Source organism: Bradyrhizobium sp. LjRoot220 (assembly GCF_964252915.1).
Lineage (GTDB): Bacteria > Pseudomonadota > Alphaproteobacteria > Rhizobiales > Xanthobacteraceae > Bradyrhizobium.
Map to the genome: position 1 here is coordinate 162,323 of NZ_CAXUPS020000008.1, position 23,309 is coordinate 185,631.

At 64.1% G+C, this 23,309-nt stretch carries 22 protein-coding genes; 11 read left to right on the top strand and 11 right to left on the bottom strand.

The features are described from left to right. Positions 1-23: 23 nt before the first annotated feature. Together ACSQ84_RS28430 and ACSQ84_RS28435 are read right to left on the bottom strand one after the other, a co-directional pair. Positions 24-578: a mismatch-specific DNA-glycosylase gene (locus ACSQ84_RS28430; protein ID WP_436215036.1), complete on the bottom strand. Its 555-nt coding sequence runs from the start codon at positions 576-578 to the stop codon at positions 24-26. Then, complete coding sequence (locus ACSQ84_RS28435; RefSeq protein WP_436215037.1) at positions 545-1,198, bottom strand: S24 family peptidase; 654 nt, start codon at positions 1,196-1,198, stop codon at positions 545-547. Before ACSQ84_RS28435 ends, ACSQ84_RS28430 begins: the two co-directional genes overlap by 34 nt. A 183-nt stretch (positions 1,199-1,381) precedes the next feature. Between ACSQ84_RS28435 and ACSQ84_RS28440 the strand changes: the two genes are divergently transcribed. After that, entirely contained in the window at positions 1,382-1,726 is a 345-nt protein-coding gene (locus ACSQ84_RS28440) for a DUF952 domain-containing protein (protein WP_436215038.1), read from the top strand. After that, positions 1,723-2,820, top strand: coding sequence for a quinone-dependent dihydroorotate dehydrogenase (locus ACSQ84_RS28445; RefSeq protein WP_436215039.1), 1,098 nt, complete (start codon positions 1,723-1,725; stop codon positions 2,818-2,820). Before ACSQ84_RS28440 ends, ACSQ84_RS28445 begins: the two co-directional genes overlap by 4 nt. 156 nt (positions 2,821-2,976) lie before the next feature. On the opposite strand, the gene ACSQ84_RS28450 is transcribed toward ACSQ84_RS28445, so the two are convergent. The 5 genes from ACSQ84_RS28450 to ACSQ84_RS28470 form a co-directional block, all read right to left on the bottom strand. After that, on the bottom strand, positions 2,977-4,323 hold the full coding sequence (locus tag ACSQ84_RS28450; protein ID WP_436215040.1) for an MATE family efflux transporter: 1,347 nt from the start codon (positions 4,321-4,323) through the stop codon (positions 2,977-2,979). Positions 4,324-4,325: 2 nt separating this feature from the next. Continuing rightward, positions 4,326-5,060 carry an MBL fold metallo-hydrolase gene (locus ACSQ84_RS28455; protein ID WP_436215041.1) on the bottom strand — a complete coding sequence of 245 codons (735 nt, stop codon included), beginning with the start codon at positions 5,058-5,060 and terminating at the stop codon, positions 4,326-4,328. A 31-nt stretch (positions 5,061-5,091) separates the two neighbouring features. Then, on the bottom strand, positions 5,092-5,388 hold the full coding sequence (locus tag ACSQ84_RS28460; RefSeq protein WP_436215042.1) for a DUF6460 domain-containing protein: 297 nt from the start codon (positions 5,386-5,388) through the stop codon (positions 5,092-5,094). 154 nt (positions 5,389-5,542) lie between these two features. Next, positions 5,543-7,387 carry an ATP-dependent DNA ligase gene (locus ACSQ84_RS28465; RefSeq protein ID WP_436215043.1) on the bottom strand — a complete coding sequence of 615 codons (1,845 nt, stop codon included), beginning with the start codon at positions 7,385-7,387 and terminating at the stop codon, positions 5,543-5,545. Beyond that, positions 7,384-8,421 carry a ligase-associated DNA damage response exonuclease gene (locus tag ACSQ84_RS28470; RefSeq protein WP_436215044.1) on the bottom strand — a complete coding sequence of 346 codons (1,038 nt, stop codon included), beginning with the start codon at positions 8,419-8,421 and terminating at the stop codon, positions 7,384-7,386. Before ACSQ84_RS28470 ends, ACSQ84_RS28465 begins: the two co-directional genes overlap by 4 nt. 50 nt (positions 8,422-8,471) lie before the next feature. On the opposite strand from ACSQ84_RS28470, the gene ACSQ84_RS28475 reads away from it, so the two are divergent. The 6 genes from ACSQ84_RS28475 to ACSQ84_RS28500 all read left to right on the top strand — a co-directional run bounded on the left by ACSQ84_RS28475 (position 8,472) and on the right by ACSQ84_RS28500 (position 16,092). Continuing rightward, on the top strand, positions 8,472-9,398 hold the full coding sequence (locus ACSQ84_RS28475; RefSeq protein WP_436215045.1) for a methyltransferase domain-containing protein: 927 nt from the start codon (positions 8,472-8,474) through the stop codon (positions 9,396-9,398). Positions 9,399-9,498: 100 nt separating this feature from the next. Beyond that, the gene (locus ACSQ84_RS28480) at positions 9,499-10,248 is read left to right on the top strand and encodes a FadR/GntR family transcriptional regulator (RefSeq protein WP_436215046.1); all 750 of its coding nucleotides are present in this window, start codon (positions 9,499-9,501) and stop codon (positions 10,246-10,248) included. 112 nt (positions 10,249-10,360) lie between these two features. Further along, entirely contained in the window at positions 10,361-11,590 is a 1,230-nt protein-coding gene (locus tag ACSQ84_RS28485) for an ABC transporter substrate-binding protein (RefSeq protein WP_436215047.1), read from the top strand. Between the two features lie 267 nt (positions 11,591-11,857). After that, complete coding sequence (locus ACSQ84_RS28490) at positions 11,858-14,437, top strand: ligase-associated DNA damage response DEXH box helicase (protein WP_436215048.1); 2,580 nt, start codon at positions 11,858-11,860, stop codon at positions 14,435-14,437. 81 nt (positions 14,438-14,518) lie between these two features. Then, on the top strand, positions 14,519-15,217 hold the full coding sequence (pdeM, locus tag ACSQ84_RS28495) for a ligase-associated DNA damage response endonuclease PdeM (protein ID WP_436215049.1): 699 nt from the start codon (positions 14,519-14,521) through the stop codon (positions 15,215-15,217). 476 nt (positions 15,218-15,693) lie between these two features. After that, positions 15,694-16,092 (top strand): hypothetical protein, encoded by a 399-nt coding sequence (locus tag ACSQ84_RS28500; protein ID WP_436215050.1) that lies wholly within the window; start codon positions 15,694-15,696, stop codon positions 16,090-16,092. A 158-nt stretch (positions 16,093-16,250) separates the two neighbouring features. Here the strand turns inward: ACSQ84_RS28500 and ACSQ84_RS28505 are convergent, their stop codons facing one another. Then, complete coding sequence (locus ACSQ84_RS28505) at positions 16,251-17,114, bottom strand: LysR substrate-binding domain-containing protein (RefSeq protein WP_436215157.1); 864 nt, start codon at positions 17,112-17,114, stop codon at positions 16,251-16,253. Between the two features lie 115 nt (positions 17,115-17,229). On the opposite strand from ACSQ84_RS28505, the gene ACSQ84_RS28510 reads away from it, so the two are divergent. The 3 genes from ACSQ84_RS28510 (at position 17,230) to ACSQ84_RS28520 (ending at position 20,356) form a co-directional block, all read left to right on the top strand. Beyond that, positions 17,230-18,207 carry a DMT family transporter gene (locus ACSQ84_RS28510; protein WP_436215051.1) on the top strand — a complete coding sequence of 326 codons (978 nt, stop codon included), beginning with the start codon at positions 17,230-17,232 and terminating at the stop codon, positions 18,205-18,207. Further along, a complete protein-coding gene (locus ACSQ84_RS28515; RefSeq protein WP_436215052.1) occupies positions 18,161-18,943 on the top strand; it encodes an MBL fold metallo-hydrolase in 783 nt (260 codons plus the stop codon). Before ACSQ84_RS28510 ends, ACSQ84_RS28515 begins: the two co-directional genes overlap by 47 nt. Before the next feature lie 63 nt (positions 18,944-19,006). Continuing rightward, positions 19,007-20,356, top strand: a complete 1,350-nt coding sequence (locus tag ACSQ84_RS28520) for an NRAMP family divalent metal transporter (RefSeq protein WP_436215053.1) — start codon at positions 19,007-19,009, stop codon at positions 20,354-20,356. Between the two features lie 98 nt (positions 20,357-20,454). Here the strand turns inward: ACSQ84_RS28520 and ACSQ84_RS28525 are convergent, their stop codons facing one another. From ACSQ84_RS28525 to ACSQ84_RS28535, 3 genes are all read right to left on the bottom strand, one after another. After that, entirely contained in the window at positions 20,455-21,240 is a 786-nt protein-coding gene (locus ACSQ84_RS28525; RefSeq protein ID WP_436215054.1) for a TIGR02186 family protein, read from the bottom strand. Beyond that, entirely contained in the window at positions 21,237-22,163 is a 927-nt protein-coding gene (locus tag ACSQ84_RS28530; protein WP_436215055.1) for a sulfite exporter TauE/SafE family protein, read from the bottom strand. The genes ACSQ84_RS28525 and ACSQ84_RS28530 overlap by 4 nt, the downstream gene beginning before the upstream one ends. 289 nt (positions 22,164-22,452) lie before the next feature. Next, positions 22,453-23,307, bottom strand: coding sequence for a hypothetical protein (locus ACSQ84_RS28535; RefSeq protein WP_436215056.1), 855 nt, complete (start codon positions 23,305-23,307; stop codon positions 22,453-22,455). Between the last annotated feature and the right edge of the window lie 2 nt (positions 23,308-23,309).

A 23,309-nucleotide genomic window follows, 5' to 3' on the forward strand; every position in this document is an offset into this window, starting at 1 on the left:
CGCAGGGACGACGTTGATAGATGCTAATTCCCATACACCCTCACACGATCCGCAAACGCGTGCCACACTTCCGGGCGCCAGGTTCCGTTCGCGGCGCCCGACGTGGAGGGCAGGATCCAGATCCGGGTATCCGCGATCCGCTCAGCCTGCTCGCCGTAATCGCGTTTGCCACCGAGAAATCCTTGCCCGGCCGCCTTGCTCGTGAACGCGAGAAATTTCGGCCGGAACGCCGCTACCGAATTGTTCAAGCGAGATCGCGCCTCCAGTCTCAGTTCTGATAGCGGGATTTGGTGATCCATTCCCGAGTGCGTCTTCACCAGATCGGTGAGGCCGATCCGGTGCTGCAGCAGATCGCGGTATTGGTGCGGCAGCAGCCGCGTCGGCGTCAGTCCGGTCTCGTGCAAGATCGTCCAGAATTTGTTCTGCTTGTGCGCGTAGTAAGCCTTGGCCTTGGCGGATACAGTGCCCGCAGCCATCCCGCACAGGACGATGCGAAGCGAATCTTCCAGCACATCCTGCAGGACATCCGGCACGGCGGGAAGCGCTACTGGCTCGCCCACACGATACGCGCGATCCACTCGACGTCGTCGGCGTCGAGCGCGCGATCGGCCTGCGCCGGGTTGAGCGATTGCAGCTCCAGCGTCTTGGTGGTGCGGCGCTTCAACTCCTTCACCATCACCTCGCCGCCACTGGTCTTCACCACGACACGGTCGCCGCGCCGGATCGCGGTGCCCGGCGACACCACGATGATGTCGCCATCGCGATAGGCGGGCTTCATCGAATCGCCGGATATTTCCAGCGCATAGGCGTGCTCGTCACCCGCGGCCGGCAGCGCCACCTCGTCCCAGCCCTTGCCGGCGGGAAAACCGCTGTCGTCGAAATGATTGCCGCTGCCGGCCTGCGCGAGGCCGAGCAACGGCACCGATTGCAGGCTGCGCCCGCCGTCGCCGATCAGCTGCACGAAGGTTTCGACCGAGGCATTGGTGGCGGCCAGTGCCTTGGAGACCGATTCGGTTGACGGCCAGCGTTCGCGGCCATCGCCCGTGATGCGCTTGGATTTGTTGAAGGTGGTGGGATCGAGGCCGGAGCGCTTGGCAAGGCCCGAGGGCGATAGCCCGGCGCGCTCGGCGAGCCGGTCGAGCGCGGCCCAGACCTGGCCGTGGGTGAGGATACGTTGGGTTTTGGACTGTTTGGCCATGGAACAACCCTGAATCGCTTTAGGAATTATTACCTGAAGCGGCGGCGGTCCGCAAATCCGATTCTGGCCGGGCGGCGCGGCGACGCTTGAGTTAAGCCCCAGCCGCCTTTACGGTCGGCGCCCGACCCGGAGTCCCGGGGAAAAATCCCAAGAGACTCAACGACAAGCAGGGAATGCCGGCGAGTGCCCACGATCTACAAAATCAGCCCCGCCTCAGCCTGGCGCGAGGCCGAGCGGCAAGGCGTCTACAAAGGCAGCGCGGACGATCTGCGCGACGGCTACATCCATTTTTCCACAGCTTCCCAGGTCGCCGAGACCGCGCGGAAACACTATTTCGGCCAGACCGGGCTGTTTCTGATCGCGGTCGACGCCGATGCGCTTGGGGAAAGCCTGCGCTGGGAGGCCTCGCGCAATGACGAATTGTTCCCGCATCTCTATGGCGAACTCGATCTCGGCGCCGTTACCGCGATCCTCGATATGCGGGCGCGGTCCGACGGCTATCACGACATTCCGGAGCTTGCGCCGTGATCCGCGCCTTCGATGCCTTGTCGCTGCCGCTGCTCCGCTGGTTCGATCCGGAGGATGCCCATCGCATGGCGATCCAGGGCCTGCGGCTGCTGCCGCCGATCCGATCAAAGCCGGACGATTCGAAACTGGCGGTGCGCGCCTTCGGCCTGAACTTTCCCAATCCGATCGGCATGGCCGCGGGCTTCGACAAGAGCGCGGAGGTGCCCGACGCGCTGCTGCGGCTGGGTTTTGGATTCGTCGAAATCGGCTCGGTGACGCCCAAACCGCAAGTCGGCAATCCGCGGCCGCGGCTGTTCCGGATGGAGCGCGACGAGGCCGTGATCAACCGGATGGGCTTCAACAATGACGGTGCCGAGGTCGTGCTGCGGCGGCTCGCCGCGCGCGCGCATCTTGGCGGCATTGTCGGCGTCAATGTCGGTGCCAACAAGGATTCGGCCGACCGCACCGCCGACTACGTCAAGCTGATCGAGACCTTTGCGCCGGTCGCGAGCTATTTCACCGTCAACGTCTCCTCGCCGAACACGCCCGGCCTGCGCAATTTGCAGCAATCCGCAGCCCTCGACGATCTCCTCGCCAAGGTGATCGATGCGCGCGAGCGGGTGCGCAAGAATGCCGGCGATTCCCCGGTGCTGCTCAAGGTCGCGCCGGATTTGAGTCTCAACGAGCTCGACGACGTCGTGCACATCGCACGTTCGCGCCGCGTCGACGGCATGATCGTGGCCAACACCACGCTGGCGCGGCCCGCGACGCTGCGCGAATCGAGCCGCGCCAGGGAGCAGGGCGGTCTGTCGGGCCGGCCGCTGTTTCGATTGTCGACGCGGATGGTGGCGGAGACCTATGTACGTGCCGAGGGCGCGTTCCCGCTGATCGGGGTCGGCGGCATCGACTCAGGCGGAGCGGCCCTGACGAAAATCCGCGCCGGCGCCAGCCTGATCCAGCTCTACTCGTCGCTGATCTACAAGGGCCTCGGGCTGGTCGAGGACATCAAGAACGATCTGTCCTCGACCTTGCTGCGGACGGGGCGTGACTCGCTGTCGGAAATCGTCGGCGCCGATGCCGCGACGATCACCGCCGAAGAATGGCCGGTGCAGTAGTGGGCCAAGGCCCGAAATAAGTGATCCGTCACCCTGAGGCGGCCGCGCGTAGCGTGGCCCTCGAAGGGCGACGGCCCGTGGCCGTATCCTTCGAGGCTCGCCCAGCGGCGCGAGTGCGCCGCAAGGCTCGCGCCTCGCGGGTGAACGCAATTGCGTTCATCCCGGGGATGACGGATTACTGGTGCGGAACGACTTCTTCAACAGCGCCGGATAACGCAGCGCCTCCAGGCCGCCGCGGGCGGCGTAGTGCACCAGTAGCGCGCCCCACAGTCCGGCATTGCCGAACGAGCGCAGCGCCAGCCATGCGCCAAGGAAGATTGCAAGCGCCAGCAGCATCAGGTTGCGCATGTCGCGCGCCCAGGTCGCGCCGATATAGACCCCGTCAAAGGCAAAGGCGAACACGCCAAGCAGCGGCGCGAAGATCACGAACGGCAGAAACTCGCGCGCGAGGCGCCGCACCTCGACGCTCGCCGTCATCGTTTCGATCAATGCGGGGCCGAACAGCGCGAAGACAGCGGCGACGCCGAGCGCAAAACCAAAACCCCAGATCACGACCAGTTTGACCGCGCCGGCGAAGCTGCTCCTGTCGCGGGCGCCATAGGCGCGGCCGCAGAGCTGTTCGGCGGCGTTGGCAAGGCCGTCGAGGAAGAACGCGCTGATCAGCAGGAAATTGCTCAAGACCGCATTGGCGGCCAACGCCGCATCGCCGGCGCGGGCGCCCTGGGCAGTGAAAAACAGCCACACCGCGATCAGCGACGCGGTGCGGATCATGATGTCGCGGTTGACCGAGAGCATCCGCATCAGCTTGGCGCGGTCGAACAGGGTGGCAATCTCGATCGCGAGTTTCCAATGCGTCAACCGGCCCGCGATCACAATGCCGAGCGCAAGCCCTGCCGCTTCCGCGATCACGGCGGCGGTCGCCGCCCCCGCGATGCCGAAATCGAGCACCAGCACCAGCAACGCGGTCGCGGCCGCATTGATCAGGTTGATGGTGATCTGGGTACCGAGTGCGAGCTTGGCGCGCGCCTGCCCGATCAGCCATCCCAGCACGACATAATTGCCGAGCGCCAGCGGCGCCGACCAGATCCGGATCGTGAAATAGGTCTTGGCAGCGCGCGTGACGCCCTCGCTGCCGCCCATGGTCGCCAACAGGATATTGGCGAGCGGGATCTGCAGCAGGATGAGCACTGTGCCGATCAGTGCCGCGACGATGAAGCCGCGCACCAGAATGGCCCGCAATTCGCTGGTCTCGCCGGCGCCGGTGGACTGCGCCGTGAACGCCACCGTACCCATGCGCAGGAACGCGAACAGCCAGAAGATGCAGTCGAACAGCACCGAGGCGACCGCCACGCCGCCGAGCAGCGTGGCGTCACCGAGCCGGCCGATCGCCGTGGTCGAGACGATGCCGATCAGCGGCGTCGTCAGGTTCGCGACCATCGCGGGACCTGCGATGGCAAATACCTGTGCGGTCGTGACTTTCGAGGAAGGCGCCGGCGAATGCATGCTTACAGCTCGGCCACCAGGCCGTCGCTCGCCGTGCTGTAGGATAAGGAGTCGAGCCGCCCCAGCATGTCGTCGCTCATATGCGTCAGGATCAGCCGCTTGGCGTTGATCTCGGGCAGATGCGCTTCCAGCGTTTTCAGGCTGAGATGGTTCTTGACGATCTTGTCGTAATAGTAGGCCTCGGCAATGAACAGATCGGCCTCGCGGGCTGCCGGGATCAGCGTCTCCGTCCATTCGGTGTCGGCGCTGTAACATATGATCCGGCCCTCGGCTTCGATCCGGTAGGCCAGGAACGGTCCGCCGGATCCGCCGTGCACGACGGGATAGGGCGTCACCTTGATCTCACCAAAAGTCCGGCATTCCTCGGGATTGAGCGCGATGACGGAGAGTTCGAAGCGCGGCTTGGTCTTTGAGGAATGCTCGAACATCGCCTCCATCAACTGCGTCAGCCGGGTTTCGATTCCCTGCGGCCCGGCGATCACGAGCGGGCGCGTGCGCCGTGTGAACTGCGCATCAAGCAGGAAGAATGGCAGCCCGCCAAAATGGTCGCCGTGGAAATGCGTGATCAGGATCAGGTCGATGCCGTCACGCGCGACACCGAGCCGCTTCAGCGCCGGCAGCGACGAGGCGCCGCAATCGATCAGGAAATTGACGCTGGCGCCGGTGACGTGGAAGCACGTGTTGGCGCGGCCACCAGAGCCGAGCGCGTCGCCGCAGCCGATAAATTGCAGTTGCATCGGCCGCGGTCCTTGTTGACGAGATTTCGCCTCAGCGCTTGGTGCCGAACAGCCGCGACAGCAGCCAGATCGGGATCACGATCACGGCGCCGAGCAGGAAGTAACGCCACAGCCAGTTGACGGCGTCAAAGCCGAGGTCCCAAAGCCGCTGGAACAGCATCCGGACACTTTGCAGGATATTCCAGGGATCGAATCCGATCGCGGCGAGTACCACGCCAACCAGAACGGAGAGCAGCACCAGCCGGAACGCGACCGCCAGCGGCGATCCGCCGAGAAAGCGGTTCAAGCCGTCATTTCTGGCCGGCAAATCCCTGACGTCGTTCGGCATCTCAGCTCTCCTGCGGGGCACGCCCGCGTATTGTAGCGTTTTTAAGCGGCGAAGTGGATACCGGTTCGCGTGAAGAAAACACGTCGAAAAATAGACTCTAGTACAGCGGTGAGCAGATGGGGAACCCATATTGGCGCGTCAATGGGCCGCCGGATTAAGGCCCGGTAATGCTGGCCTCGCTCTTCAGCATCCGCTCCAGAGTCTCCAGCCGGTCGGCCTCGCGCGGCGGCTTGTCCCAGCGCAGCCGGCTGATGCGCGGGAACCGCATCGCGACGCCGGATTTGTGTCGCGGCGAGCGCGCCAGACCCTCGAAGGCGACTTCCAGCACCAGCCCCTGATCGGGCTCGTGCACGACGTGGCGCACCGGGCCGAATTTTTCGGTGGTGTTGCGGCGGACGAAACGGTCGATCTGCAGCAGCTCCTCGTCGGTGAAGCCGAAATAGGCCTTGCCGACCGGCACCAGCTGTTCGCCATCCTCGCCCGAGGTCCAGACCCCAAAGGTGTAGTCCGAATAATAGGACGAGCGCTTGCCGTGGCCGCGCTGCGCATACATCAGCACGGCGTCGATCAAATGCGGGTCGCGCTTCCACTTCCACCATTGCCCTCTTGGCCGGCCCGGCAGATAGGTGGCATCGCGGCGCTTCAGCATCACGCCCTCGACGGCCTCGGCATCCTCGCCTGCACCGGCGCTGGCAGGATCGGCGCGTGCCGCCGTCAGCGCCGCCCAACTGTCAAACGCCACCGTCGGCGATATATCAATCCTGACATCGTCGAGTTTTTTGACAAAAGCTTCCAGCCGCGCGCGGCGCTCGACGAACGGCAGTTCGCGCAGATCGTTCTCGTCATCGCCGAGCAGGTCGTAGGCGCGCAGATGGATCGGATACTCCTTCATCAGTTTGGGCGAGACGACTTTTCGGTTGAGGCGCTGTTGCAGCACGTTGAACGTCTGCACACGCCCCTCGCGCAGCACCAGCAACTCGCCGTCGATGGCGCCGGGCAGGTGCAGCGACGGCACCAGGTCCGGAAAACTCCCGGTGATGTCTTCCCCGGTGCGCGAATAGAGCCGCGCCTGAATGTTGCCGCGTTCGTCGCGGCCGCTCACGGCCTGCACGCGGATGCCGTCCCATTTCCATTCCGCGATGTAGTCGGCCGGATCGAGACTGGCGAAATCCACATCCTCGATCGCATGCGCCAGCATGACCGGGCGGAACGGCGTCGGATCGCGATTGAGGGGCTTGTCGCTGCGGCCTTCCAGCCAGGCGAACAGGTCCAGATAGGGCGGGCTTAATCCCGGCCAGATCAGCTCGACATCGTGGGCGTCCTTGCCGCCGAGGTTGGCCGCGGCGGTTTTGGCGAGCCGCGCCGAAATCCCGATCCGCATCGCGCCGGTGACGAGTTTTAGGAGCGCCCAGCGGCCGGTCTCATCGAGTTCATCGAGCCAGCGCGCCAGTTGGTTTGGAAGCTCGGTCTTGCCGAGGGTGCGTAGCGTGGTGACGACTTCGGACAGGGTTGGGGGAGGGGGGTTGTTGTGGCCGATCGTCTTCTCCCCTCCCTCCACGCGCATCGCGCGTGGCGGGGTCCGAGGCGAGCGAAGCTCGCTCTCGAGGTCGGGGGTGGGGGGTGGTTCAACGGACTCGCTGCGAGCGGTACGAGCGGATAGACCCCCCACCCCCGACCCCTCCCCGCCGCTTCGCGGGGGGAGGGGAGCAGACTGTACGTGGGATGGAGCGCGCGGCCACATCAGCGCCACCGTCTCGGAGAGATCGCCGACATAATCATAGGACAATCCGAACAGCACGGGATCGGCGCGCTCGGTGATCAGGTCGCGGATCAGGCCGGGCTTGGCGTGCTTGAACGACAGCGCGCCGGTCAGCGCCGCCAAGGCATAACCGCGATCGGGATCGGGCGTTTCGCGAAAATACGCCGTGATCAGCCGCAGCTTGTTGTTGCGGCCGGGCTCATAGGCGAGGCGATCCAACAGTTCGGCGAAGCGGTTCATGCCTCGGCCCCTTGGGCGGGCGGCGGCTCGTGTTCGTCTTCATCGCCGTAACCGACCAGATCGAGCGGCTGGGCGGCGAGGCCTTTTGTCTTACACCAATGCACCAGCGCGTCTTCCTGGCCGTGTGTAACCCAGATTTCACCGGCGCCGGTGGCTTCGATGGTCGCGGTCAGTCCGTCCCAGTCGGCGTGGTCGGAAATCACCAGCGGCAACTCGATGCCGCGCTGGCGGGCGCGGGCGCGCACCCGCATCCAGCCCGAGGCGAACGCGGTGACCGGATCGGGGAAGCGCCGCGTCCAGATGTCAGATGTGGCTGATGGCGGCGCCAGCGTGATGGTGCCGGCGAGGTCGGCCTTCTTCATGTCCTTGACGTCGCGCAGCTCGCCGAGCGCAACGCCGCGGCTCTGGTAGTAATGCGTGATCTCTTCCATCGCGCCGTGCAGGTAGACCGGCGCGTCGTAGCCGGCTTCGCGCAGCAGCGCGATCACGCGCTGCGCCTTGCCGAGCGAATAGGCACCGACCAGATGCGCGCGCTCCGGAAACAGCGCCACCGAGGCCAGCAGCTTCTTCACCTCATCCGCCGCGTTGCCATGGCGAAACACCGGCAGGCCGAACGTCGCCTCGGTGATGAAGACGTCGCAAGGCACCACTTCGAACGGCGCGCAGGTAGGATCGCTGGCGTCCTTGTAGTCGCCTGACGCCACGATGCAGGTGTCCTTGCAGGTGACGGCAATTTGCGCCGAGCCCAGCACATGACCGGCGGGATGGAATTTGACGGTGACATCGCCGAGCCTGAGTTCCTCGCCATAGCTGATCGCCTGCGTTGAGCCGGCGAAATTATCGCCATAGCGCAGCAGCATCATGTCGAGCGTCTCCTGCGTCGCCAGAACAGCGCCATGGCCGGGACGGGCGTGGTCGGAATGGCCATGGGTGATCACGGCGCGCTCGACGGATCGAACCGGATCGATGTGGAAGCCGCCCGGCTTGCAGCACAAACCGGCGGGAGCTGGCAGCAGGATGTCTTGCGGACGCATCTTCGTTATATAGGGCGTATTGCTGCGATTTTACCCGCCCCATCGAGCCCATGCCCACGCGAATATTCCTGACCTCCGGCGATCTGATGGCCGATCGCCGATATGATTTTGCACGCGACCTGCAAGTGAAGGGCGATCTGCCCGGCGCTGCCGACCTGCTGCTGCAGGCAACGGATTTGGCGCCGAATTTCGTCACGGCCTGGTTCTCGCTCGGCGACATCCGCGAAGCGCTCGGTGAACGCGATGAAGCGGTCACGGCGTTTCGCATGGCCTGGGCCGGCGATCCCGATGATCGTCATGGCGCCAGCCTGCGGCTGATGCGGCTTGGCGCCGAACCATTGGCCGCGATGCCGCAAGGCTATGTGCAGGTGCTGTTCGATCAATACGCGCGGCGGTTCGAATCGGCACTGGTGGACGATCTCGGTTATCGCGGCCCGGAACTGCTGTTTGGGGCGGTGCTGTCGGTACGTGCGGCCGAGCGCAAGCCCGCCTTCTTCAGGCGCGCGATCGATCTCGGCTGTGGCACCGGGCTCGCCGTTTCGGCCTTCTCCAAAGAGGTCGATCATTTCATCGGCATCGATCTGTCGCCGCGCATGATCGAGAAGGCCCGCGTGACCGGCCTTTATGCGGAACTTGAAGTCGCCGACATGGTGCAAGGCCTGCGCGCCAGGCCTGATGCCAGCGCCGATCTCATCCTTGGCGCCGACGTGATGATCTATGTCGCCGATCTCGCGGCCGTACTGGTGGAATCAAGCCGCGTGCTGGCTGCCGGTGGCCTGCTCGCCTTCACGACCGAGACGCATGCCGGCGAAGGCGTCATTCTCGGTGACGGACTGCGCTACGCCCACGCCGCGGCCCATGTGCGCGAAGCGGTGGAAGCAGCCGGCCTCACATTGCCGTTCCTCGAAGCGCGCTCGGCGCGCACCGAGGACAGCATCCCGGTTCCGGGCTTGGTAGCGGTCGCAGCCAAGGGCTGACCGCCCGAATGGTTCGGCCACGGAACATGCGCGCGTGGCGCGGGTATGGACAAACCCAAGGGAATATACCAATCTGGACCTACCAGATTGGTAGGATCAGATGTCAGCATCCCTGCAAGCAGGCGAAGGATCGAGGGCGATCAAGCGGACGATCGAGTTCATTCGCCATCACCGATTGCAGAAGGGCGACCGGCTGCCGTCGGAACGCGAACTGTCGGATCGCTTTGGCGTCACCCGCAGCTCGGTGCGCGAAGCGTTGGCGGTCCTTGATGCACTACGGCTGACGGAGCGCCGGCCGAAGTCCGGCATTTTCCTGCGCAACGCGCTCGAAGACAGCGGGCTTGATTCCCTGGTCGTTCAGGCCAATCTGGATTTGCCGTTTGACGAGCGCACCATGCGCGATGTCAGCGAGGCCCGCGTCATATTTGAAACCCACGCGATTAGCCTCGCATGCGCGCGCAGGACCGATGCAGATCTCGACAGGTTGCGCGAACTGGTCGCCAATTACTCCAGCCGGGTACAGGCCGACCTCAATGTCGCCGATGAAGACGTCGAATTTCATCTGGCAATGGCGGCGGCCAGCCAGAATGCCATCATCGTTCGAACGCTCACGCCATTGTTCCTCATGAGCTTTCAGTGGCGGCGGAAGTACTTTTCGTCGTCAGCCATTCGCCGCCGGTCACTGGCTGACCATCATGAGTTCGTCGTCGCCATTGCGGACAGGGACGAAACCCGGGCGGCGGCTCTGGTGCAAAAGCATGTCCATTCGGCATTCGACGAAGTTCTGGCACTTGTGGAAGGAAATGTGCCGCCGGAATCTCACCTCCAACCGGCAGGCCGAGACGAGTAAGTGTTGCCGGAAATACCGGCGCAGCGCAGGTCGAAGCCAATTTCGATCCGCACGAACTGAATGACAGACCACTGCATTCAGGCTTCAGACAACAACCAAGGGAGAAACAACAATGAAAAATCAACCGACCCGGCGCCAATTCGGCGCCACCGCGCTTGCCGGTATCGCCGCCGCTGCCATGCCCGCGCCGTTCGTCTGGGCCGCCGAGAAAAAATACGATCCGGGCGCGACCGATACCGAGATCAAGCTCGGACAAACCGTGCCGCATTCCGGCCCTGGCTCGCTCTACGGCGTGCTCGGGCGCGTCGGCGAAGCCTATTTCCAGATGCTGAACGAAAAAGGCGGCATCAACGGCCGCAAGGTGAAATTCCTCACCATGGACGACGCCTATAGCGCACCGAAATGCGTGGAAGCGACGCGGCGGCTGGTCGAGCAGGAGGAAGTGCTGGCGCTGTTCGGCTCGCTCGGCACCGCGCCGCAGACCGCCGTGCACAAATATCTCAACACCAAGGGCGTGCCGCAGCTGTTGCTCAATACCGGCGCGTCGAAATGGAACGATCCGAAGAACTTCAAATGGACCATGGCGGGCCTGCCGCTGTACCCGACCGAAGCGCGCATTCTCGCCAAATACGTCGTCGCTACCAAGCCGAACGCCAAGATCGGCATTCTCTACCAGAACGACGATTTCGGCCGCGACTTCCTTGGGCCGTTCAAGAAGGTGCTGGCGGATGCCGGCGGCACCGCCAAGGTGATCATGGAGCAGACCTATGATCTGACCGAGCCGACGATCGATTCGCAGCTGATCAATCTCTCGAAGTCGGGCGCCGACGTTTTCTACAACATCTCGACGGGCAAGGCGTCGTCGCAGTCGATCCGCAAGGTCGTCGAGCTTGGCTGGAAGCCGCTGCAATTGCTCTCGGCGGGCTCGACCGGACGTTCGATCCTCACGGCCGCGGGTCTGGAAAACGCCACCGGCATCGTCGCCATCCGCTACGCCAAGGAAGTCGGCGTGCCGCGTTTCGAGAAGGATCCCGACGTGATGGCGTTCGAGGCGCTGCGCAAGAAATACCTGCCCAATGTCGATCCTGACAACACCATCGCCTTCGCCGGCTACGGCCAGGTGGCGTCGATGGCGGAAATCCTGCGCCGCTGCGGCGATGATCTCACCCGGGCGAATGTGCTGAAACAGGCGACGACGCTGGCCGGCTTCCACTCGCCGTATTTCCTCGACGGCGTCAATTTCAGCTACACGCCGGAGGACTACACGCCGATGAAGACGCTCTTCATCTCGCAGTTCAACGGCAAGGACTGGGATATCTCCGACAAGCCGGTGACGGAGTAGGCGGCGTTTTTCCGCCACTCTCAACTCGTCATGCCCGGGCTAAAGCGCGAAGCGCGTCTTGGCGCTAGATGTCCCGGGCATCCACGTTCTTGGTGGCATGAAACAAGAAAGGTGTGGATGGCCGGGCACAGGCGAGCGGAAGCGACGCCGTCCCTTGGACGGCTACGCCCGGCCATGACGACTCGGATGGATTTGTGCCTCTCGCTGCAAGCCGGGCGAGGTTGATACCTCTCGACGTAGCGGGCGGAACGGCTTAGTTCTTGGTTTGTGCCGCCCCTGACCTCTTCAGCCATATCGGCCGAGCCGGCCGCGCTGCTGCCTGACCGCTTCCTTCAATGGTTCGCGTCGCGCGGCTGGTCGCCGCGCGAGCATCAGCTGGAACTGCTGGCGAAGGCGAGGGAAGACCGCTCGGCGCTGCTGATCGCACCGACCGGCGCCGGCAAGACGCTGGCGGGGTTTCTGCCGACACTGGTGGAGCTGTCTTCTCCGCTACCGGTCGCCGGGGAGGGCGCAAAGAAAGCCGTCATCTCCACCGGCCGCAGCGTCAAGCGCACCGGCGGCCTGCACACCCTCTATATTTCGCCCCTGAAGGCGCTGGCGGTCGATATCGCGCGCAATCTGGAGACGCCGATCGCCGAGATGGGGCTTCCGATCAAGGTCGAGACCCGCACCGGCGACACGCCGGTGTCGCGCCGGCAGCGGCAGCGGCGTTATCCGCCGGACATCCTGCTGACCACGCCCGAGCAATTGGCGCTGTTGTTGTCATCCGACGACGCGCCGTTTTTGTTCGGCTCACTGAAGCGGATCGTGCTCGATGAATTGCACGCGCTGGTTACCTCCAAGCGCGGCGATCTGTTGTCGCTCGGCCTCGCGCGGCTGTGGCGTCTGGTGCCCGAGATGCGCGGCATCGGATTGTCGGCGACGGTCGCCGAGCCGGAATCGCTGGCGCGCTTCCTGGTGCCGCAGCGCGACCGCAAAATAGAAGCCGCCGACATCGTCGTCGCCGGCGGTGCCGCCGCGCCCGTGGTCGAGATGCTCGACACCAGGGAGCGTCTGCCGTGGGCGGGACACAGCGCGCGCCATGCGCTTGGCGAAATGTATGAGCTGATCAAGCGCAACAAAACGACACTGGTGTTCGTCAACACCCGCAGCCAGGCCGAAATGCTGTTCCAGGATTTCTGGCGCATGAACGACGATGGGCTGGCGATCGCGCTGCATCATGGCTCGCTCGACGTCGCGCAACGCCGCAAGGTCGAGGACGCGATGGCGGCCGGCAAACTGCGCGGCGTGGTCTGCACCTCCTCGCTCGATCTCGGTATCGATTGGGGCGACATCGATCTCGTCATCAATGTCGGTGCGCCAAAAGGTTCCTCGCGGCTGATGCAACGGATCGGTCGCGCCAACCACCGGCTCGACGAACCCTCGCGCGCCGTGCTGGTGCCGGCCAACCGCTTCGAGGTGCTGGAATGCGCGGTTGCGATCGATGCGATCGCGGAGAATGCCCAGGATACCCCGCCGTTACGGACCGGCGCGCTCGACGTGCTGGCGCAGCACGTACTGGGCTGCGCCTGCGGTGAACCGTTTCTTTCCGATGAGCTCTATGAGGAGGTGCTGACATCGGCACCTTACTCCGGCTTGACGCGAACCGATTTTGACGACGTCGTCGATTTCGTCGCGACCGGCGGCTATGCCCTGAAAACCTATGAGCGTTTTGCGCGCATCAAGAAGGATAAGGCTGGCCGCTGGCGCGTCACCAATCCCCGCGTGCGGCAAAGCTATCGCCTCAACGTCGGCACCATCGTCGAAGAGCCGATGCTCAAGGTCCGGCTGGTGCGCTCGCGCGGCGGTGGTGCGGGGTCGACCGGCGCGCTTGGACGCGGCGGGCGGATGCTCGGCGAGATCGAGGAATACTTCATCGAGGGACTGGTGGCCGGCGACACCTTTGTGTTCGGCGGCGAGGTGGTGCGCTACGAGGCGCTTGCCGAAGATCAGGTTTACGTCTCGCGCGCTAACGACGCGGATGCCAAGGTGCCGTCCTATATGGGCGGCAAGTTTCCATTATCGACCTATCTGGCCGAACGCGTGCGTAAATTGCTCGACGACAACAGGGCCTGGAACGCGCTGCCGGATCAGGTGCGCGACTGGCTGTCGCTGCAGAAGCATTTCTCGCGCGTGCCGGCGGTGCGCGAGTTGCTTGTCGAAACGTTTCCTCGCGGCAACAAGCATTACCTGATCTGCTATCCCTTCGAGGGGCGGCTGGCGCATCAGACACTCGGCATGCTGCTGACGCGGCGGATGGAACGTGCACGGGTGCGGCCGCTCGGTTTCGTCGCCAATGAATACGCGGTGGCAGTGTGGGGGCTCGGCGACATGTCGTTCATGATCCGCCACGGCAAGCTCGACCTCAACGCGCTGTTCGATCCGGACATGCTGGGCGACGACCTCGAGGCGTGGCTGGCCGAATCCGCGCTGATGAAGCGCACCTTCCGCACCTGTGCGGTGATATCAGGCCTGATCGCGCGGCGATTCACCGGCGAGGAAAAATCCCGCCGCCAGGTGCTGTTCTCGACCGATTTAATCTACGACGTGCTGCGCAAGCACCAGGCCGACCACGTGCTGCTGCGTGCGGCGCGCGCGGACGCCGCCAGCGGGCTGCTCGACCTCAAGCGGCTCGGTGATATGCTGTCCCGCATCCAGGGGCGAATCATCCATCGGGAACTCGACCGTGTTTCGCCGCTGGCGGTGCCGGTGATGCTGGAAATCGGCCGCGAGTCGGTTTATGGCGAAGCGGCCGACGAGTTGCTGGCGGAAGCCGCCGACGAACTGGTCAAGGAAGCGACGTCTTAGAATGGAATCGTTACGGACGGCTCTATCAACATCGTCATGCCCGGGCTTGTCCCGGGCATCCGCGTCTTTCTTGGTGTGGCCATGACGGAGAATGTCGTGCGTGCCGTCGTCGCGAACGGCGTTCTGGATGTGGCGGGCGTTTCTCTCCTCGCCGATCTGTCCGGTGCACTGTTCTGGCAGGAACAGCGCCTGCTGGTCGTCTCCGACCTGCATCTTGAAAAAGGCTCCAGCTTCGCCGCACGCGGTGTGCTGTTGCCGCCCTATGACACGGTGGCGACGCTGTGCCGGCTTGCCGCCGTGATCGCGCGGCACGACCCGCGCATCGTGATCGCGCTCGGCGACAGTTTTCACGACCGCGATGCGCATGAGCGGCTGTCTGTGTCCGACCGCGAGGCGCTTTCTGCGATGCAGGCGCGGCGCGACTGGATCTGGATCGCGGGCAACCACGATCCGGCCTTGCCGTCCGACCTCGGCGGTGTCGTCGCCAGTGACGTTGCAATCGGCAACATCATTTTCCGTCATGAGCCGACCGGCGCGTCAGGCGAAATCGCCGGCCATCTGCATCCCAAGGCGCGCGTCACCACCCGTGGCCGCGCCATGGAGCGGCGTTGTTTTGCCTGCGACGGCGAGCGCGCCGTAATGCCGGCGTTTGGCGCCTATACCGGCGGGTTGAGCATTCGGGACGAGGCGTTTGCAAAAATATTTCGGACGCCCAGCTTCATGGCGCATGTGCTCGGCGATGTCAGGCTGCACACCATCGCGGCGTCGCGCTGCTCTTGAAATCGCCACGAAGCTGCCGCCGGTCGCTCTGTGACCGCCTCTCGTTCCCTGTGAGGCGAACTGCGAGACGCGGCAAATTGCTCGTGCGGATTCTCAAAAGCGAGCATAGCTCGTCCTCGATGCGAGCCAACTCACCTTTTCGTAAAGTATGATTGACACGTTCGTGATTTCAGCAGGCGAACGCGCATCAGCGTTTGTGACCGGTCGCGTCGCTGGAATTGAAATCGTAAGTCAACGCCATTTCACTATTTGGTGAGTCATTGTTGAACGGCGTTGATTGGCATCGAGCTATCGGCGGCTAAATATGGAGTTTGCTGCCTGTTGTCTCCGCATAACGAAGGCGTCGACGAGGTCCAATCGACAGCCGCGAAAAACGCATAAGACCCAAGCGGGAGAGCAGGCTTGTCCGTTCCGAGACAGCAAGCCAGTTACAAATCAAGGCGAGCTGAATCTCGCTCAACCATGGAGGAAATACCATGATCTACAAAACGCTCGTTGCCGCGTCCTTGATCTCGGTCGCTCTGACATCCCCGACGTTCGCACAGTGCACGGAGTGCGCGATGTATCCAGATCGCGATGCCCTGAACAAAGGCGCGGCAACCCCCGCCAGCAAGATGGAGCAGCCCGGCGCAGCGGGCGCGAGCACGGTGAGTTCTGTAGACAGAACGTACAATGCGCGTGCCGCAGCCAGGGTGGCTGGCGCTCCAGTCAGAGGAACGCCGCGCCGCAACTACCTCGACGCCAACGCTTCCATTGCTGGCGGTTCTGCGCCGGCCGGTGCTCCCTCTCAGCGGGTGTACATCAAGAACCTGCAGGACTCCGGATACAACCCTGCCGGCGACTTCGATAGCGCCGGCAAGATGAAGGTAAACTGATCCCGACGAACCAGCGAAAGCCGGGGTTAAGACCCCGGCTTTCCAGGCATGCACGGGCAAAGCGGGTCACTTCCCGGCAAACCGCAAAGCCTCAACGAGCGGCGTGATGGATTGCCTCGCTGCGCTCGCATTGGCGATGCGAGGAGGGGTGAAGAAAACTACGCCGCCTTTGCCTGCACCGTGTTGCAAAATTCCGCCAGCCGATCGGCCAGCCGTAACGTTGCCGGGCTGGCATCCGGTGCGGCGACCAGCGCCACTTCGGTGTGATCGATCGGCGCAAAGCCGTCTTTCGCTGTGAGCACGCGGTGGTCGGCCTGGATCGCCATCTCGGACAGGATGCTCAGCCCCATGCCGGCGGCGACCGCGGCCTGGATGCCGGAGAGGCTGGAAGACGTATAGGCCATGTGCCAGGGACGGCCGGCGCTTTCCAGCGCGTGAATGGCGCGCGCGCGATAAAGACATCCAGTGGGGAAACCGATCAGCGGCACCGAGCCCGTGGTGGTATCGCGCGGCCGGCTCTTGCTGGTGACCCAGTGCACGCGTTCGGGCCACACCGCGATGCCGGTTTTTTCGCCGGCGGCGCGTTTGAACAGCGCCAGATCGAGTTCGCCGCGCTCGAGGTCGCGTTTGAGATACGTGCTTTGGTCGGAGCGGACGTCCATCCGCAATCCCGGATGCGAGCGTGAAAACGCCGCCAGCAATTTCGCCAGCCGATAGGCGGCGAAATCCTCGGGCACGCCGAGCCGGATTGCGCCTTCGCTGCCGGGGCGGGCCATCACGTCGCGGGCCTCTTCCGCCAGCGATAGCAGCCGCCGCGCATAAGACAGCAGCCGCTCGCCGGCCTCGGTCGGCGTGACGTCTTTGCCGTTGCGGTTCAGCAGCGGCTGGCCGATGTCCTCTTCCAGCCGCTTGATCTGCTGGCTGACGGTCGACTGGGTGCGGTGGACGCGTTCGCCGGCGCGGGTGAAGCCGCCGGAATCCACCACCGAGACGAAGCTGCGCAACAGTTCCAGATCGAGCATGGCCATGGCTTGATCCTCAACACCTTGTATTCACGAATCCACTGACGATCAGTCTATCATTTAATTTCTAAATATCAAGGCGCGGGCCTACATCATGGGGGCAAGGAGACTTTCCATGTCGCTCGCCCCTTCGGCCGCGGTACCCCGCGCCGGCTTCAATCCGCTGCCGCTCTATATCACGCTGTTCTGCCTGCTCTGGAGCTTTGCCTTTGTCGCCGGCAAGGTCGGCGTCACCGATTGTCCGCCGCTGCTCCTGCTCACCGCGCGGTTCTCGCTCGCGGGCGTCCTGATCCTCGGCATCTCCGCGGTGCGCAACGAGGGATGGCAGCTGACCTGGCGCGATGCCGCGGTGTTTGCCGTGCTCGGCGTCGCCAACAACGCGCTCTATCTCGGCCTCGGTTACACCGGATTGCAGACAGTATCCGCCGGCCTCGGCGGGCTGATCGTCAGCGCCAATCCGGTGTTCACCGCGGTGGCCGCTGCGATATTTCTTGGCGAGGCGCTGACCTGGCGCAAAGTGATGGGCCTCTTGCTCGGCATCGCCGGCGTCGGCCTCATCGTCTGGCATCGCATGTCGGTTGGGTCGGACAGTGTGGATGGCATCGTCTATACGCTGGCGTCGCTCGGCTCGATCGTGGTCGGCACCATCCTGTTCAAGGTGCTGGCGCCCAAAGGCAGCCTGTGGGTCGGCAACGGCGTGCAGAACATCGCCGGCGGCCTGGCGCTGTTGCCCTTTGCCTTTACGTTATCTGATGTCAGCGACATCGTGCCCAGTGCGCGGCTGGTCGCGGCGTTCGCCTTCCTGGTGCTGGGCGGATCGATCCTGGCTTATCTGCTGTGGTTTCACTTGCTGAAGGTCTGCGGCGCCACCGCTGCCAGCTCCTATCACTTCCTGATGCCGCCGCTCGGCATGCTGTTCGCGTTCCTGGTGCTCGGCGAGCACCTCGAATTTCGCGACCTGCTCGGGATTATTCCGGTCGCGCTCGGAATCTATCTGGTGACCCGTCCCGCTTCTTTGGCCGGTCCGCTTTGCAAAGGAGTACGTCATGACCATATCCATCACCCTGATTGGCGGCCCGACCGCACTGATTGAGATCGACGGCTTTCGGCTGCTCACCGATCCGACCTTCGATGCGCCCGGCGCTTATCAACTGCCGCATGTGAAGCTTGAAAAACTGGTCGGCCCCGCGGTGACCGCGGACACGATCGGCGAAGTCGACGCGGTACTGCTCAGCCACGACCAGCACTCCGACAATCTCGATCACTCCGGCCGTGCGTTTCTCAACAAAGCGAAACGCGTGCTGACGACGGAAGCCGGCGCGAAGCGACTCGGCGGCAAGGCGGAAGGCTTTGCGCCCTGGGAGGTCACCGAATTGACCGGCAGCAACGGCCGTTCGCTAACGGTCACCGCGACACCTGCGCGTCACGGTCCGGCCGGGATCGAGCCGTTGTCGGGCGATGTCATTGGCTTCGTGGTGGCGTCAAGCAAGCCCGGCAGCCGCCCGATCTATATCAGCGGCGATACGGTCTGGTATGACGGCGTTGCCGAAGTCGCGAAGCGCTTCAAGGCGGGCGTGGTGCTGCCGTTCGCGGGCGCGGCTCAAACCCGCGGGCCCTTTCACATCACGATGGATACCAACGACACGATCGAGACCGCGCGCGCGTTTCCGGATGCGGTGATCGTGCCGGTGCATACCGAGGGATGGGCGCATTTCCGCCAGAGCGCGAACGATCTGCGCGCCACCTTCGACACGCTGGGCTTTGGGTCGCGGCTGCGGATACTGGAGCCGGGTGTTGCGACCGTGATCGAGCCTTCTCGCTCTGCATAAGGCTGGTTCTGCCTCCGGAACCAAATCCTACCCGGGTTCGTTGTCGCCCGGCTGGACCCGGGTATGGCACATCGCAACAAGTCGAGTTCAAAGCGCCGCGCGCACAAGGATGCCGGTACCGGCAAGCCGGCATCCAGGGCCAAAGCGCATCAGCCGTTTCGCCTCCGCGTTGCCGCGAAAGCGCTCGGCCCCGGCCTGATCACCGGCGCCTCCGATGACGATCCGTCGGGGATCGGCACCTACAGCCAGGCCGGCGCCCAGCTCGGCTACGGCATCGGCTGGACCATGCTGCTGACCTTCCCGCTGATGGCGGCGATCCAGGAAATCTCCGCGCGGGTCGGCCGTGTCACCGGGCATGGCATTTCCGGCAATGTATGCCGGCACTATTCGCCCGCGTTGCTCAACGTCGTGGTGACGCTGTTGTTCATCGCCAACACCATTAACATCGCCGCCGATCTCGGCGCCATGGCGGATGCGACGAAGCTCCTGATCGGCGGGCACGGCATCGTCTATGTCGTGCTGTTTGGCGGCGTGTCGGTCGCAGCGCAGATCTTTCTCGACTACAAGCGCTACGTCGCGGTGCTGAAATGGCTGACGCTCAGCCTGTTCGCCTATGTTGCGGCGCTTGCCTTTGCAAAGGTGTCGTGGGGCGAGGCGCTCGCCGGCGTGTTGATTCCGAAGATCAGCTGGAGCGCCGATTACTTCACCACCATCGTCGCGATCCTCGGCACCACGATCTCGCCCTATCTGTTCTTCTGGCAGGCCTCGCAGGAAGCCGAAGACCAGCGCGTCGACGCCCGCAAGCAGCCGCTGATCGAAAAACATTACGGCGCGCAAAGGGAGTTCAATCGGATCCGCGCCGATACCATTATCGGCATGGCGTTCTCCAACTTGATCGCGTTGTCGATCATCGTGACCACGGCGGCGATGCTCAACGCCGCAGGCGAGAGCAACATCCAGTCCTCGGCCCAGGCGGCTGAGGCGTTGCGGCCGATCGCCGGGCCCCTCGCGGAGGCGATCTTCGCGCTCGGCATCGTCGGCACCGGACTGCTGGCGGTGCCCGTGCTGGCCGGCGCTGCCGCCTACGCCGTCGGTGAAGCGCGACGATGGCCGGTCGGGCTGGCCCGCAAGCCGAAGCAGGCGGCCGCGTTCTACCCGGTCTTGGCGCTGTCGGCGGCGATCGGCATCGCGCTCAACTTCACCCCGATCAATCCGATCTCGGCGCTGTACTGGAGCGCTGTCATCAACGGCGTGCTCGCCGTTCCCGTGATGGTGCTCTTGATGTTCATGGCGCACCGCAAGGACGTCATGGGCCGTTACGTCATCAACGGACCGCTGTATTGGCTCGGATGGCTCTCCACCGCGGCGATGCTGCTCAGCGTGCTGGCGATGGGGGTGGGGTTTTTTCTGTAGGGTGGGCAAAGGCGCTCTTGCGATGTGCCCACCATCTATCCGCACTGCAATTGTGAATGGTGGGCACGCTTCGCTTTGCCCACTCTACGAGCCCGTGTCTAATCCTTCCTGAACACGATCGACGCCATCCAGCCCGTCATCAGCGCCATGAAGGCGGTGACCAGCCCATAGGCAAAACCATTATTGCGGGCGGCGTTGGCGACGAACTGCTCGAAGCCGACCTTGACGATCTCGAACGCGGTTTCGGTGCGCGTCACCAGCGCGCCGTCGGCGAACAGCTTGATCTCGACGTCATAGGTGCCGATCGGCACTTCGCCCGGCAGCGGGATCCCGGTGCGGAACAGCGTCGGCGTCAGGAACGTCACCGCCGATTGCGCCTCGCGATAAAGCCCAAGCTGGGTACGCAGCCGCACGAACGCGCTGCGGAACGGATCGTTGGGCACGACGTCGGCGTAGTCAGGACCGACGCGCTGGGTCAGCAGCACGTTGTTGAGGCCGAGTTGCTGCCGGCGCTGCACTTCGGGCGAAGCGATGGCGTCGAACGGGCGGTTGGAAAACAGCGCCAGATAAGTTGGCACCTGGAGAAATTGCCGGGAGTCGGTATTGATCCAGATACCGAATTTGCGCTCCTTGCGCCGTGTCACCATGTCGGCGCGCGGGCCGCTGACGGTCACCACCAGATCGTAACTGTTGCGTCCGGCCGGCGTCTGGGCGTCCTTTTCGACCGAGCCGAACAGCACCAGTTCTTCGCCGGAATAATTCGGCGTCACCGTGACGCGGTGGTTCGACACCGACACGATCAGCCGTTCGGCGTATGCCGGCGAAATGCCGAGTTCGGCGCCCAACACGAGACCTGCCAAAATGAGCGCGACGCGTGCGATCATCCGCCGCCTCCCGTTTCGCGGATCGTGAACAGATCGGCCGGCCGGATCACCAGTTCGACGGCAAAGCGGATGCCGACGGCGAGCACCAGAAGCCCGAGCAGCAGCCGCAGATGTTCGCCGCGGATCTTCTGACCGGCGCGGGCGCCGAACTGGGCGCCGGTCACGCCGCCGATCATCAGGATCAGCGCCAGCACGGCGTCGACCAGATGATTGGTCACCGCATGCAGCATGGTGGCGAACACCATGGTCACCAGCGTCAGTATCATCGAGGTGCCGACCACGGTCGACGTCGGCACCCGCAGCACATAGATCATCAGCGGCACCAGAATGAAGCCGCCGCCGATGCCCATCACGGCGCCGATGAAGCCGATGATCAGGCCGATCACGACCACGGGGATCACGGACAGATAGATCTTGGAGCGCTTGAAACGCATCTTGAGCGGCAGGCCGTGAATCCAGCCATGGCTGCCGGGGCGGCGCACGGCGGCCGCACCGCCGCGCCGGGCCCGCAGCAGCGCGCGCAAGCCTTCCCAGAACATCAGCCCGCCGACCGTGGTCAGCAGGATCACGTAGGATGTCGCGATCAGCAGATCGAGCTGGCCGAGCGAGCGCAGCATCGTAAACGTCCAGACCCCGAGCGCCGTGCCGACGGTGCCGCCGGTCAACAATACGGCGGCCAAAGTGGGATCGATGGATCGTCGCCTCCAATAGGATATCGCGCCGGAGAATGACGAGGCGGCGATGTGGCTGGCGACCGAGGCGACCGCGACCGCGGGCGCAATGCCGACAAAGATCAACAGCGGCGTCATCAGGAAGCCGCCGCCGATGCCGAACATGCCGGAGACGAAACCAACCGCCGCGCCCATCGCCAGGATGAGGAAAACATTGACCGGAATGTCGGCGATCGGAAGGTAGAGCTGCACGCGCGTCTGCTTCTTGCTGTCTGCCGCTGACCGGAGGACCGCTCAGGGCATGGTTTCGAGCATTTGCCGGCAGTGGAATCCGATTGGCGCGCAAAGCGCAGCGCGCGCGGACCGGGTGCCGCTTCTTTGCATAACCCAGATCAGTGGCAGGAGGGACTAAAGAATGCGCCGGAAGGCAATTTTTTGCCGCATTTTCTCGGGTGTCGCGCGCCATGGTGTATAGGTTCGTCGTCCCGGCCTTGAGCCGGGACGACAGTAACTGTGAGGCCCTTCAAATGGACCTTTGGGTTCAGCGCTTTGCGATCGGGTCGGTGACGAGGTTCATTGCCAGCGCTTCCTTGGGCGCAAGCCAGCGGATCTCCTTGGTCTCGGACATCGCCTGCACGAGCGACGATGAAACCCCCATTTTGGTCATGTAGCCCAGCACCGCGCCGGAGATCTTCTGGGCTTCGGCGAGCGGATCATCGATCGTCTTTGTGGTGGTAAACCGGTGCACGCCGAGGCCAGAGCCCGGCACGCCGAAGCGGGTGTTGCCGCCGGCATAGACCAGCACGCAGGCACTGGCGCAATAAGAAGGTTTGACGCGGCCCGCGGCATCGGCGGTGCCGACCGCCGTCACCAGGCCGCGCGAGCGAATGATCTCGCCCATGATCGCGGCCTGATTCAAATCGCCGCCGGGCGAGGACATCAGGATCGCGTCGCCTGCGACAAGCTGCGCTTCGTCCAGCCGTTCGCGGAACCATCTTGCGGCCGCGGGGCCGATCTCGCCCTTGATGAACAGGGCACGGTGGCCGCGCGCGGCGCCATCGAGTTCGAGCTTGGGGACCAGAGTGGCGGTCAGGCTCGAGGAGACATATTGGTCTTTCCAGAAATCCCAGGCATCGGGCCGCGAAAGGTCGCGCCAGGCTTGAATGCCGATGCTGGCAAGCAGCAGCACGAAGATGACGATCGATCCGATCGGCCATTTGCTGCGGGCCGCTTGCGGCGGCTGCGGAGGAGACGGCCACGGCGAGGGTGGAGGAGAAGGTGGCGCGGAAGGTGGCGACGAAAATGGATCGATCGGCTTGCGCGGCGGCGTCACCGAAGGGCCAGTCGGCGACCTCCGGAAACGGTTTTCCCCGCCCTGACCATCTCCAACAGACAATC